11 protein-coding genes are annotated in these 13,275 nt (G+C 40.0%); 7 read left to right on the top strand and 4 right to left on the bottom strand.

Translation table 11 applies throughout. The features are described from left to right. Both ABI367_RS00520 and ABI367_RS00525 read right to left on the bottom strand, forming a co-directional pair. A partial coding sequence (locus tag ABI367_RS00520; protein ID WP_462229012.1) for a class I SAM-dependent rRNA methyltransferase occupies positions 1-856 on the bottom strand: 856 nt, incomplete at its 3' end. Positions 857-959: 103 nt separating this feature from the next. Beyond that, on the bottom strand, positions 960-2,528 hold the full coding sequence (locus ABI367_RS00525) for a trypsin-like peptidase domain-containing protein (protein WP_462229014.1): 1,569 nt from the start codon (positions 2,526-2,528) through the stop codon (positions 960-962). Between the two features lie 197 nt (positions 2,529-2,725). Between ABI367_RS00525 and dapF the strand changes: the two genes are divergently transcribed. From dapF to ABI367_RS00545, 4 genes are all read left to right on the top strand, one after another. Next, positions 2,726-3,517 (top strand): diaminopimelate epimerase, encoded by a 792-nt coding sequence (gene dapF / locus ABI367_RS00530; RefSeq protein ID WP_462229016.1) that lies wholly within the window; start codon positions 2,726-2,728, stop codon positions 3,515-3,517. A gap of 1 nt (position 3,518) precedes the next feature. Further along, the gene (locus tag ABI367_RS00535; protein ID WP_462229018.1) at positions 3,519-3,977 is read left to right on the top strand and encodes a DUF6934 family protein; all 459 of its coding nucleotides are present in this window, start codon (positions 3,519-3,521) and stop codon (positions 3,975-3,977) included. Beyond that, positions 3,974-4,141, top strand: a complete 168-nt coding sequence (locus ABI367_RS00540; RefSeq protein ID WP_462229020.1) for a hypothetical protein — start codon at positions 3,974-3,976, stop codon at positions 4,139-4,141. The genes ABI367_RS00535 and ABI367_RS00540 overlap by 4 nt, the downstream gene beginning before the upstream one ends. 199 nt (positions 4,142-4,340) lie before the next feature. Further along, positions 4,341-5,738 (top strand): serine hydrolase, encoded by a 1,398-nt coding sequence (locus ABI367_RS00545; protein ID WP_462229022.1) that lies wholly within the window; start codon positions 4,341-4,343, stop codon positions 5,736-5,738. Here the strand turns inward: ABI367_RS00545 and ABI367_RS00550 are convergent. Further along, entirely contained in the window at positions 5,731-6,564 is an 834-nt protein-coding gene (locus ABI367_RS00550; RefSeq protein WP_462229023.1) for a lysostaphin resistance A-like protein, read from the bottom strand. The genes ABI367_RS00545 and ABI367_RS00550 overlap by 8 nt on opposite strands. A gap of 166 nt (positions 6,565-6,730) precedes the next feature. Between ABI367_RS00550 and ABI367_RS00555 the strand changes: the two genes are divergently transcribed. The 3 genes from ABI367_RS00555 to ABI367_RS00565 all read left to right on the top strand — a co-directional run bounded on the left by ABI367_RS00555 (position 6,731) and on the right by ABI367_RS00565 (position 12,149). Then, complete coding sequence (locus ABI367_RS00555) at positions 6,731-9,646, top strand: DEAD/DEAH box helicase (RefSeq protein ID WP_462229025.1); 2,916 nt, start codon at positions 6,731-6,733, stop codon at positions 9,644-9,646. Between the two features lie 199 nt (positions 9,647-9,845). After that, positions 9,846-10,751, top strand: a complete 906-nt coding sequence (locus ABI367_RS00560; protein ID WP_462229027.1) for a TIGR01777 family oxidoreductase — start codon at positions 9,846-9,848, stop codon at positions 10,749-10,751. Between the two features lie 90 nt (positions 10,752-10,841). Beyond that, entirely contained in the window at positions 10,842-12,149 is a 1,308-nt protein-coding gene (locus ABI367_RS00565; protein WP_462257991.1) for a cryptochrome/photolyase family protein, read from the top strand. Here the strand turns inward: ABI367_RS00565 and ABI367_RS00570 are convergent, their stop codons facing one another. Next, on the bottom strand, positions 12,150-13,073 hold the full coding sequence (locus ABI367_RS00570; protein ID WP_462229031.1) for an FKBP-type peptidyl-prolyl cis-trans isomerase: 924 nt from the start codon (positions 13,071-13,073) through the stop codon (positions 12,150-12,152). Positions 13,074-13,275: the final 202 nt, after the last annotated feature.

Here is a 13,275-nt window from a genome sequence, read left to right on the forward strand (position 1 = left end):
ACACCCGCAACTGTTTATTTACGTCTGATTGTATGGCGATATGCCTGTCAATATCCAGTTTATTAAGTTTAACATTTACTTTTAACGTTTCAACAGCTAATGCCGAGCTATCTACACTGGTAACAGAAGTGGCGCCATTATGCAGGCAATTAAGCGTAAACCCACCGGTATAGCTAAAACAATCCAATACTTTCTTGCTTTTGCTATGGCTTGCTACTACCCTGCGGTTATCACGCTGGTCGCAATAAAAGCCTGATTTTTGGCCGTCAGCTATATTTACATTATACACAATACCATTTTCCAGCACCTCTACAGATTCGGGCGGTGTTGTGCCTGCTAATACGATATTGGTGGTTTCTAATCCTTCATGCTGCCGTGAAGCGGCATCGCTTTTATCAAAAATACTTTTTGGGTTCAACAGTTTTTGCAGTTCGTCAATAATTACCGGCATAACTTTTTCTATGCCCGATGTAAGCACCTGCACCGCTAAATGGTCGGCATATTTATCAACAATTAAACCCGGCAGGTAATCAGACTCGCTGAATATCAATCTACAGGTATTGGTTTGGCCGCTGCTTAATAATTCATTTCTACCGGCAACAGCAGTAGCTACTTTCTCACGGAACCAGCTTTCGTCCACATTAACATTTTCATCCCACTCCAATAACCGCAACGCAACCCGCGACTGATCGTTATAAAAACCATAAGCCATAAAATCGCCTTTGATATTTAACAGGCGTACAATATCACCATTAGCAGGTTTACCTTTCACCGTTTCAATAGCACCCGAAAATACCCAGGGGTGTTTATGTATAACCGCTTTTTCCTTGCCCTTTTTTAGTACAATATCAATCATGGCTGCAAAGGTATAATTTTGAAATAAGTGCGTGCAAAAAAGCAGCTAAACAAACAAGCCCCCGATAATATCGGGGGCTTGTTTGAATTATTGTATGTTGTTATTAGTTTACACTAAAGGTATTAGTAAACCTGCCTTGACTTGTATAACCACTGATGGATAACAATTTACCATCCTTCAAATTGGTTATTGCTTTGTCAATATCATTTACCGAGTTAATGGGTTGTTTATTGATATCGGTAATTACAGAGCCAACAGGAATTTCATAACTGTCAAATAATCCGCCTGCGCGCACCTGGGTAACCAATACACCACCATTAATATGCAGCCTTGCTTTTTGAGCAGCAGTTGCAGGCATAAAGCTTGCACCTAACCGGTTGTAAAGTTCCACTGAAGACTTGCTTGACGCAGCAGCTGTACGTGATGTAGCACCTGACTCCGCTTTAAGCGTTACGTCAAAGTTCTTTTCGGCACCTTCACGCAATACAGTTAAATGTATCTTATCACCAGGCTTTAAACGGCCCACACGCTCTTGCAGGTCTGATGACTCATAAACCGTATTACCCTCAACTTTAGTAATAATGTCACCTTTCTTTAAACCTGCTTGTTCGGCACCGGTACCTGGATACACATCGCTAACATACAAGCCGACATTGTTGTTGATATGCAGATTTTCGGCAACATCATCATTTAATTCCTGGAAACTAACACCTATATACCCACGCTTAACCGCGCCATATTCTTTAATATCATTTAATACTTTTTTAGCCAGGTTAATAGGCACTGCAAAACCATACCCCTCATACGCACCGGTACTTGAAGCAATAGCCGAGTTAATACCTATCAATTCGCCCTTGGTGTTAACCAACGCACCACCGCTATTGCCGGGGTTAATGGCCGCATCAGTTTGTATAAATGATTCTATACCTGCTCTGGGTTTTTGTGTGTTTGATTGCCCGCGCATACGGCCGCCAAAGCTACCAAATGGGCTCATTTGCTGACTTTCATCATCTTCCTGACCAATAATACCGATGCCGCGGCCCTTAGCACTCACAATACCCGCCGTAACAGTTGATGTTAAGTTAAATGGGTTACCAACGGCCAATACCCACTCGCCTACACGTGCATCGTCAGAGTTTCCTAACTTTACAATTGGCAGGTTGGTAGCATCAATTTTTATAAGTGCCAGGTCGGTGTTTGGGTCGGTACCAATTACCTTGGCTTTAAACGAACGGTGATCGTTCATCGTAACCTCTATTTTGTCTGCCTTACTAACCACGTGGTTATTGGTAACAATATAGCCATCAGGAGATATAATTACACCCGAGCCTGAAGCCCTTTGCGGTGTATTATTACGCGGCATACGCTGACCGAACAAATCGCCAAACATTTGCTGCATTTGATCGTCCTGATCATTGTTATTTGCGGTACTACTATACGTTGTACGTATATAAACTACTGCCGGGGTTACCGCCGCTGCCGCCTGTGTAAAATCAACTTCACCGGCCGATGAGGTAATGTTGCTATAACCCTTGTTGCTGGCAAAATAAACTTTTTGTTTATCGTCCAGGCTCATGTTGTCGGTATACTTGTTTTCAAACACCTTGTAAGTGCCTAAAGCCATAGCACCACCAACAAACGCTGTTAATAATGTTAAACCAAACTTTTTCATATTATTAATCCTTTATTTTACTTGCTTTACAAATGTTAATTTTAACACTTCAAATTTAATACCATATAGACGTCATAATCAATATTAAGGTATGCTTATAAATGTTAAAAAGTGTTAAATTTAACATTAAACCGTTGCACCGATGTTATTTGATGCCGCCATATATGCTAAGTTGCTAATAATTATACATTATAACTGTGAAATTACATTTTTATAAATACCAGGGAGCCGGGAACGATTTTATTTTGGTTGATAACCGTGAGAATACGGTAAATCATCATAATCCTAAGCTTATTACTGCTTTATGCGACCGCCGTTTTGGTATTGGTGCCGATGGTATGATGTTTCTGCAAAACCATACCGACTATGATTTTGAAATGGTTTACTACAATGCCGACGGTCAGCCAAGCAGTATGTGCGGCAATGGCGGGCGATGTATAGTAGCCTTTGCCAAATTTTTAGGAGTTATTAAAAATGAGACAAATTTTCTGGCAGTTGATGGCCCGCATTATGCCAAAATTTCAGCCGAAGGCGATTGGGTGAGCCTGCAAATGATTGATGTTGATGCCATTACCCGGGATGCAGAAGCATACGTACTTAATACCGGCTCGCCGCATTATGTAAAAATAGCGGACGACCTGAAACATAAAAATGTTTACCAGGAAGGTTATGCCATACGCAACAATGCCACCTACCGCGCAAAAGGCATAAACGTAAACTTTGTTGAACCTACCGATAACGGTTACTTTGTACGCACCTTTGAGCGCGGCGTTGAAGACGAAACCTATGCCTGCGGTACAGGCGTAACCGCCGTTGCCCTGGCTATGGCCCAACATAACAACCAAACCGGCCATATCAGTACCCCCATAAAAGTTTTAGGCGGCGATCTGAATATCCATTTTAATTATGACGGCCGATTGTTTACCGATATATTTTTAGAAGGGCCGGCAGTGCAGGTTTTTGAGGGTAATGTGGAGATAAATTTTTAAAATGAAACTCGACCATTATCAACTTAAATCTGGTAAAAAACTAACTACGTTTGAATTTATTAGTGACGGGCCAAAGGGGCGAATACCTAAATTAGTTCAACTTACGCCAACCAATTACAAAGATTTGTATAATCTTGCTTTCGGTGATAAAAACCCCGAAACAGGGCAAATTGATGATGTTGCAATTTCAAATAATGGAGATAGTGAAAAAGTATTAGCTACGGTTGTAGCAACGGTTTATGCTTTTACCTATCAATACCCTGATGCTTTTGTATATGCTACCGGTAGTACCAAAGCAAGGACACGTCTTTATCGAATGGGGATTTCCAAATATTTTGAAGATGCAAAGAAAGATTTTCTGATCTATGGGCAAATTCACGATGAATGGGAACCATTTATTATAGGAACTGATTATGAAGCATTTGTAGTAAAAAGAAAAATTCGTAATTTTGAAGTATGAGAACTATAAAAGAACTCAATAAGAGAAAAGTGCCAATTGTTATCATTGATGAATCATTAGATAAATACGATGATGTTATCTTGTTTCCTGATAACCTGGCTAAAGCCAATGAAATGTTGCGTACAATCGGACTTCCAAAAGATAAAAAGAAGCGACATGCGTAAGGCTTGAAATATTTATTTATATATTTTATAACCCTTGCGGTACAGGTTTTTGAAGGGGATGTGGAGATTGGGTCAAAAGGGTAAAGGTTTTTTTTCGCGTTGTTGGTGATAATACCAAGTTCTATATTATACATTAACATCTTTTAACACCTGCGTTGCAAGGGATAAAGTATTTTTACGGTTATCCTAATCATTCGTTATGTATAAGATTCTATACCTTTTCCTACTCCTGCCCATTTGCTGCCTTGCCCAACAAGGTGGTAACTTATCTCTTATTAGCCGCTACATGCAGGGCGAGCATTTGCAAGGATTTAATGGCAATGTTTTGATCGCAAAAAATGGCAAGATCTTATATCAAAAAGCATTTGGTTATAGCGATTTCTCTTCAAAGCTGCCGCTCAATAATTCATCAATATTTGAATTAGCATCAGTCTCTAAGCAATTTACTGCAATGGGTATTTTGCAACTCAAAGAAAAGGGAAAGCTTAAATTGACCGACTCTTTAAGAGCGTTTTTTCCGGAATTGCCTTATCAAAAAATTACTATATACAATTTGTTAACTCATACTTCGGGTCTGCCTGATTATTTAAGCGAAATGGATACAAAATGGAATCACAAAAAGATCGCTTTTAATAAGGACATCATTCATTTTCTTGCATCTGAAAAACCGGCATTAAATTTTACTCCGGGATCTCGCTATGATTATTCAAATACCGGATATGTCCTTTTAGCCTGCATTATTGAAAAACTGACGGGACAAACTTATAACAATTATTTAGATCAAAATATATTTACGCCTTTGGGTATGCATAACTCAAGAGTTTACAATTCCCGAAGGTCAAAACATGATATTATAAATAATTACGCTTACGGATATGTTTTGGACAATAAAACTAATGCTTATGTTTTGCCGGATAGCTTAAAACAAGATGATTTTGTTTATTGGCTCGACGGAGTAACTGGTGATGGAACTGTGAATTCGACTACAAGTGATCTGTTAAAATGGAACAATGCATTATTACATCATTTGTTATTAAATCAGATTGACCAAACCGACATGCTTTCGCCACATACGCTTACAGACACGCTTACCAAAAGATATTATGGCTATGGCGTTGAAATTGGCCAGGATGAACTTGGTGACTTTATTACACACGATGGGTCTTGGCCCGGTTATTCAACTGTACTTAGTCAATACAAATCAGGAGATTATACAATAATAGCATTATCCAATAATCAGCATAACTCGGTTGCCGTTTCAAGGGCATTAGCCTATATACTAAATAACAAGCCTGTTATCTTTCCTTATCGGCATAAACAAATTGTATTGGATGCTGGTTTACTTGACAAGTATATCGGAGAATACACATTTCCCATAAAATTAAATATTATAAAAAGGGACGGAAAACTTTACAGGCATATACCAGGAAGAAGCGCTACCTCGGATGTAGAACTTAAACCAGAATCCACCACCAAGTTTTTTTACGGCAATAATGCAGATATTCAAATTCAGTTTGAACTCAATAAACAAAATCAAATTGAAAAAGTAACGTTAATAAATTACGGATTACTTGTTCATGGCGAAAGGATTAATTAGATGATTGTTTCGCCGTTGGTAATTTCTTTTGGATCATAATACATCCTAGTGAAAATATCAATGCTGCAAGCACGCACAATAGTATATAATAAGGCATCAATGAAAAGCTCTTAACCTGGTTTGATAAAAACCAAAGTGCTAAGGCGGTACCATTAATTGTAGCGTGAATGACCATTCCGGGAATAACTGATTGCGTTTTGTAATAAACCCAACCTATAAATAACCCTCCAAAAAATGCCGGAAGAGCTTGCCATGGGTTCATATGCAGGGCAGCAAAAAATATTGCTGAGATCAGTATAGCTTTATTTGGGGAATAGTTTGTTAGTAATCCTTTCAACACAATGCCACGGCACAATATTTCTTCAAATATCGGGGCTGCAATTACAGCTGTAATAATTGAGAATATATCCTTAGCAAGCATTTTCTCAAAGAACTTTTGTATAAATACCGGCATCGGTATCAAATGGGAAACTGGCCCTAACAATACAACTAATGCTAATGTACAGATAATTAGTACGGGAAATAACCATATTGGTGCCTTATCAAAATTAATTCTGAAATGTTTTCCCTCCTGTTGCTTACTTTTCCTGATAGCATATTTAAGGGCAATTAACATTGTCAAAATGTAACCTATAAGACCCACCAGTGGTTTAAGTAATGGGAATTTAAGCTGATAAGTTTTAAAAACAGCAAGCAAAATACCTCCGGCTAATCCTAAAATAATCATGTAAAATAAAACAACAAAGAAAAGTCTTATTAAAGAGTTTGCATTGTGATACGCGGGTTTAGACGTACTATCAGAATGATTTAAGTCGTTGATGTCCAAAATGTTTTAAGGTTGGCTTATACTTATAACAATAATACAAAAAATATTAAACCAACGCTGTTAATAACTATTTCCTTCTAAACATTTCTACTTAAAATAAATTCTAACTACGTTTGAATTTTTTGTTCATGTAGCTTCTCTTAAATTTTTTACCTATCAGAAGCTCATGTTGCGTGTAGACAGTACCAAACCCTGCCAAATTATATATGCCATTGCCCGGCACGAGTACCTGAGTTACGTAATAGAACCGCACATTGTGCAACTAAACCCTAACGGCGAATTTTCATTAACACACCAGCGTCTCTTCTCTAACACAGCCAGCGAGTTTGTGCATTGTATTGATGAAACAGATATCAAACTCATCAAAATACTCGAAGAAATTGAGCAGGGTCATGTAATCAAGCGGTTTTATAAGAAGCCCATCCGCCCGTCGGAGTTTTTTACTAAAGTATTTACCGAGCAACTATTTGATACTATTCGCCCCAAAATGGAAAAGCGCATGGGCGAGGCACTGAACCTGCTGAGTAACAAATCCGTGTACCTGATGAGCAAGGAGGGTTACCCCGCCGAGCGCAAACTGCAAATAGCTACGGAGCCTGTTTCGGTACTGTTCCATTTTAGGCGCAACGACGAGGAGATACGCTACTTCCCTACCATCAAATACCAGGGGATGCGTATTGAATTTATGTTTAAGAATGCCGAGATCATTTGCAACCACCCCGCCTGGATGCTGCTGGACAATACCTTATACTATTTTGATAAAGAAATTGAAGGCAAAAAGCTATTGCCATTTTTAAACAAGCGATATATTGCCGTCCCCCGGTCATCAGAAAAATCCTACTTTGAAAAATTTGTTGCCCCGCTTATCGAGAAACATAATGTATATGCCGAAGGCTTTACCATTGATACCGAAAAGCACGAGGCCATACCCGTATTAAAGCCTATTTATGTTGACGGCGGCACCTCGCAACTACAACTGTACTTTAAATATGCGGGCTATATATTCCCGTATGGGGATGGTAAACCTATATCCGTGCGTATGGAGCATAAGGGGGATGATTATACCTTTCACCGCATAAAACGCTCGGTAACCTGGGAAAAAAACAAGTTGCAGTTATTAGAGAGTTTGGGCCTGAAAATAACCTCGTCCCTGTTTCAAAATTTAGAAGTAGATCATAAAGATGATGATGCCGATTACTCATTTTCGGTTTTTGAATGGCTTAACCAACATCATGATACGTTGGCATCTGAGGGGTTTGAAATTGAACAACCCGAAGGGCAAAAACGTTATGTATTTGGCGCCAGCAAAATTGACCTGGAAGTAAAAGAAGATAACGATTGGTTTGATATACATGCCGTGGTTTATTTCGGACCGTACAGCATCCCATTTATTCAGCTAAAAAACCATATTCTCAACCATAAAAAGGAGTTTACGCTGCCAAACGGCGAAATTGCGGTTATACCCGAAAAATGGTTCTCGCAATATGGCAACCTGCTGCATTTTAGCGAAAATGGCGACGGACTAAAACTGCGCCGCCACCATATAGGCCTGGTTAATGATTTGGCCGATGGCGAACTGGCCGAAGTTACCATGACCCGTAAACTGCAAAAGTTAACCGATTTTGACCAGCTGGAAGAAATAGCCATGCCGCAGCATTTTGCAGGTAGTTTAAGGCATTACCAACATGCAGGTTATAATTGGTTCCACTTTTTAAAAGATTATCATTTTGGCGGCTGTTTGGCTGATGATATGGGTTTGGGTAAAACCATACAAACCCTTGCCCTGCTGCAAAAGCATAAAGAAGATACCGAAGCCTCGGGTCCGAAGGACTCCTACGGAGCGGCTAAAAGCACATCGCTGGTTATTATGCCAACCTCGCTGATATATAACTGGCTTAACGAAGCTAAAAAATTCACACCTAAGCTTAGGCTCATGGTTCACACCGGTACGTTCCGCTATAAATCGCCGGAGGCTTTTGCCAATTATGATGTGGTGATAACCACCTATGGCATTACCCGTATAGATATTGAACTGCTGCAAAACTACTTTTTTGACTATATAATTTTAGATGAGAGCCAGAATATTAAAAACCCTTCGTCTAAATCATACCACTCGGTTAAGCAACTTAAATCGCGGTTTAAACTGATATTAAGTGGCACCCCGGTTGAAAATTCGGTTAATGATTTGTGGACGCAGATGTCATTCATCAATCCCGGCTTGTTGGGCAGTCAGCAATATTTTTTAAATGAGTTTGTAACCCCCATCGAAAAGAAAAAGGATGAGGATAAGGCCAAAAAACTACAGGCATTAATAAAACCTTTTGTACTGCGCCGTACCAAAGAGCAGGTAGCTACCGAACTGCCACCAAAAACAGAGAACTTGTTTTATTGCCAGATGAGCGATGAGCAGGCATCTGTTTATGAAAAGGTAAAATCTGAATACCGTAACGAGTTATTAAAAAGCCTGGAAGACGGCACCTTTGCCAAAACCCAGATACAGGTTTTACAGGGCCTTACCAAACTGCGCCAGATAGCTAATCACCCCTACATGATTGACCAGGACTATGAGGGCGATTCTGGCAAGTTTGAGAATGTTACGCATACCCTGCGTACCGTACTTGACGGGGGGCATAAAGTATTGATATTCTCGCAATTTGTAAAGCAGTTAAGTATTTACCGCGAACATTTAGAAACGCAGGCAATACCCTATGTTTATCTGGATGGCAGCACCCAAAACCGCGGCGATGTGGTTAAGCAGTTTCAGGAAGATGAAAGTACCAGGGTATTTTTAATATCAATAAAAGCCGGTGGCGTGGGGTTGAACCTTACCGAAGCCGACTATGTTTTTATCCTGGACCCCTGGTGGAACCCGGCTATTGAGCAGCAGGCTATTGACCGTACGCACCGCATTGGCCAAACCAAAAATGTGTTTATTTATAAGTTCATCACCAAAGATACCGTTGAAGAAAAGATACTGGCCCTGCAGCAGCGCAAACTAAGTGTGGCCCGCGCGCTCATCACTACCGAAGAAAGCTTTATCAAATCGCTTTCAGCTGATGATATTAAGGAGATATTGGGGTAAAATTCTTTCTCCTCTTGTCATTTCGAAACGTAGTGAGAAATCTTATACGCCATGCTACTAAGCGCTTGCAAAAGATTTCTCCTCGTACCTCGTTCGAAATGACAAAGGAATATGATATTATAATTACAGGTTGTAAGCATAAACCTTCTATGCAAACACCAAACCTTTATTCTTGTTACTTTTACATATCAACGGATACATGAGCAGACATATTTTATTGACCGGTGGTACCGGCCTATTAGGCAAACAGCTCACCAACGCACTTTTAAGCAAGGGCTATACTGTAAGTCATTTAAGCAGAGCCGAAGGCAGCGACGGCAGGGTAAAAACCTATTTATGGGATATCCATAAAGGCATTATCGACGAGCATTGCATTGATGGTGTAGATACCATTATCCATTTAGCGGGTGCGGGCATTGCTGATAAACGCTGGACCAATGAGCGCAAAAAGGAAATCATAGAAAGCCGTACCAAATCTATCGAGTTAATTTATCAACTATTAAAAACTAAGCCCCATAAAGTTAATACCATTATCTCGGCATCGGCTACGGGTTATTACAGCAACAGAGGTGATGAACTAATGACCGAAGATAGCCCACCGGCGCACGACTTTTTAGGCACCTGCTGTATTAAATGGGAAAAAGCAGTTGACGAAGGCGAAAAACTTGGTTTACGTGTATTAAAATTCCGTACAGGCGTTGTATTAGATATAAACGGCGGCGCATTACCGCAGCTGGCACTTCCTATAAAACTGGGTATAGGCTCGCCATTAGGTAATGGTAAAGCCTGGGTGCCATGGATACACCACGAAGACGTAGTAGGTATGTATTTATTTGGTATTGAGCAGGTTGATTTAAAAGGTATTTACAATATGGTTGCCCCTAACCCGGTTACCAATAAACAATTAACGCAAGCCGTAGCTAAACAACTGCACCGCCCATTATGGGCACCAAATGTACCTGCATTTGCACTAAAACTTTTATTTGGCGAAATGAGCCTGGTGGTTTTAGGCAGCACAAAAGTATCGGCACAAAAAATTGAGGATGCTGGTTTTAAATTTAAGTTTGCGGAGATTGAAGAAGCGTTAAACAACATTTATAGCTAATAAAAGGGATGTCATCCTGAGCACCGTCGAAGGATGCGCGTGGGCCTTTACCCGCTATGGTTCGACAAACTCCCCATGACACAACGGACAATGAAAGATACCATTAACATTTTCTGGTTTCGGCGCGATTTGCGGTTGGATGATAATGCAGGGCTTTACCATGCTTTAAAAAGTGGCCTGCCCGTGTTGTGCCTTTTTATTTTTGACCCGGCCATTTTAAACAAACTGGAAGATAAGGACGATGCCCGCGTAACCTTTATTTATGATACCATTGCGCAATTAAAAAATGAACTGGAAGGACATAATAGCAGTTTGTTAGTGCTATATGATAATGTTGTGGATGCATGGAAAAAGGTGATTAACACCTATGCTATTAATTCTGTTTACACCAACCATGATTATGAACCATACGCCCAAACGCGTGATGAAGCGGTAGAAAAATTATTAAGCCACCACAGTATAGGTTTTAAAACCTATAAGGACCAGGTGATTTTTGAAAAAGGCGAGGTTGTAAAGGATGACGGTAAACCATACACCGTATTTACTCCATACAAACGTAAGTGGATGGAAAAGTTAAAGCCATTTTATTTTAAGGCTTACCCAACCAAACCATATTTAAAAAATCTTTATGCTATTAAACATCTGCCAACACTTTTATTAAAAGATATGGGCTTTGAAAAAAGCGAACAGTACATCCCCCCTAAAATCTATAAGGATATAATTGATGATTATGCTGGTAAACGCGACTATCCCGCTATAAAGGGCACATCTCATATTGGCATACATTTGCGCTTTGGTACGGTAAGCATACGCAAACTGGCTGCTGATGCATACGCCGCCCCGGAAAAAACATGGCTTAGTGAATTGATATGGCGCGAGTTTTATATGATGATATTACATCACTTTCCACAAACTACGGATCATGCATTTAAGCCGGAGTACGACCGAATTAAATGGATAAATAACGAACAACAATTTAAGGCATGGTGCGATGGCAAAACAGGTTTCCCATTGGTTGACGCGGGCATGCGCGAGTTAAATGCCACCGGTTTTATGCATAACCGGGTACGCATGTTAACGGCAAGCTTTTTAGCAAAACATTTGCTGATTGACTGGCGTTGGGGCGAGCGTTATTTTGCCCGCAAACTGTTGGATTATGAAATGGCAAGTAACGTTGGTGGCTGGCAATGGGCCGCAGGTTCGGGTACTGATGCCGCGCCCTATTTCCGAATTTTTAGTCCTGACGCACAGTTAAAAAAATTTGATCCCGAATTTAAATACATAAAACAATGGGTTCCGGAATATGCCGACTTCAGCAAATATCCAAAACCCATTGTTGATCATGTTATGGCACGCAACCGTTGCCTAAAAGTATTTAAAGCAGCCTTAAACCAGTAATTAAGGATTAGTTGATACCACGGCAAAATCAAACTTCATGCAGCTATACTGTGGCGTTGAACTTACAGCAGTACTTCCGTAAGCCAACCTGGTAGGCATATATAAAGATATTACCGAGCCTGTTTTGGCATAATTTTGCATAGCTTCTCTAACACCGGCAATCATGTTCGGAATTTCAAACGGTGTTCCGCTACCATCAGCAGTATTAAATTGATCAAAAATGTGTCCGTTTAATAAACTTACAGTATAAGTAATAGTTACAGTAGTGTTATTGGTTATTGGCGTTGTACCTGTACTGGGTGTTAGTATTTTATAATACAATCCCGATGGGGTTTTTTGATAGCCCGTTATATTGTTTGCGGCAAAATAGTTAGTCAAAACAAGGTCGTCATAGGCGTTTTGATTGTTAATGGCATGTATATAATAATCAAGGCATTGGTTACCGGCTATTCTTGAATTAGTCAAGCTGCTGCTACCTGAACCATTTCCCTTTATACCATACGCCAGGCGCGATGGTATAAGCACGCGCATACTGCCGCCTCTTTTTAAAACATCATGCACTATTAGTTGTAGGCCGGCGGGAAATCCGCGTGAGGTAATATGGCCCGCAAAATCGGCCACGTGATTATAAGTAGTATCCAAAGAGCTGTACAGGCCGTCAAAACTACGGATGGTATACACTAATGATATACTGTCGGTATATTGATATCCGGTAGATGTACCCGGTAAAATAACTTGATAGTAAATACCCGATGTATCGCCACCAACCGTATCGCGCTTCATACCTGTAATACCATTAGTGGTTATATATGATTGTATCTGGCTTTGATCGTATTCTTTAATCCCTGGTTCAACCTGCGCTTTGCGGCATGAAATAAAACCTATTGCAGTGATCAATAAAATAGTAAAAATTGTTTGCTTCATTTGTGTTTATTTATCCTTGTGCTGTGCACATTATTGCCTGCCGGCCTTTTTTGTTTTAATTTAGTATATCGTACAGTTGTATATCAAAATCCAATACCGCGCTTGCCGGCAATCCGTTGATCAATCCATAATCTTTACCCAACTGTGGTTGTGCAAAAGGCCCGTAAGCATATCGGGAGGGGAGCAATAATCTTACTATCCC

The organism is Mucilaginibacter sp. (genome assembly GCF_039935595.1).
Classification (GTDB): Bacteria; Bacteroidota; Bacteroidia; order Sphingobacteriales; family Sphingobacteriaceae; genus Mucilaginibacter.

Coding starts and splice junctions, on each gene's coding strand:
- ABI367_RS00565 (WP_462257991.1), top strand. CDS start 10,842: ATGAAAGATACCATTAACATTTTCTGGTTTCGGCGCGATTTGCGGTTG.
- ABI367_RS00570 (WP_462229031.1), bottom strand. CDS start 13,073: ATGAAGCAAACAATTTTTACTATTTTATTGATCACTGCAATAGGTTTT.
- ABI367_RS00540 (WP_462229020.1), top strand. CDS start 3,974: ATGAGAACTATAAAAGAACTCAATAAGAGAAAAGTGCCAATTGTTATC.
- ABI367_RS00545 (WP_462229022.1), top strand. CDS start 4,341: ATGTATAAGATTCTATACCTTTTCCTACTCCTGCCCATTTGCTGCCTT.
- ABI367_RS00535 (WP_462229018.1), top strand. CDS start 3,519: ATGAAACTCGACCATTATCAACTTAAATCTGGTAAAAAACTAACTACG.
- ABI367_RS00560 (WP_462229027.1), top strand. CDS start 9,846: ATGAGCAGACATATTTTATTGACCGGTGGTACCGGCCTATTAGGCAAA.
- ABI367_RS00525 (WP_462229014.1), bottom strand. CDS start 2,528: ATGAAAAAGTTTGGTTTAACATTATTAACAGCGTTTGTTGGTGGTGCT.
- ABI367_RS00555 (WP_462229025.1), top strand. CDS start 6,731: ATGTTGCGTGTAGACAGTACCAAACCCTGCCAAATTATATATGCCATT.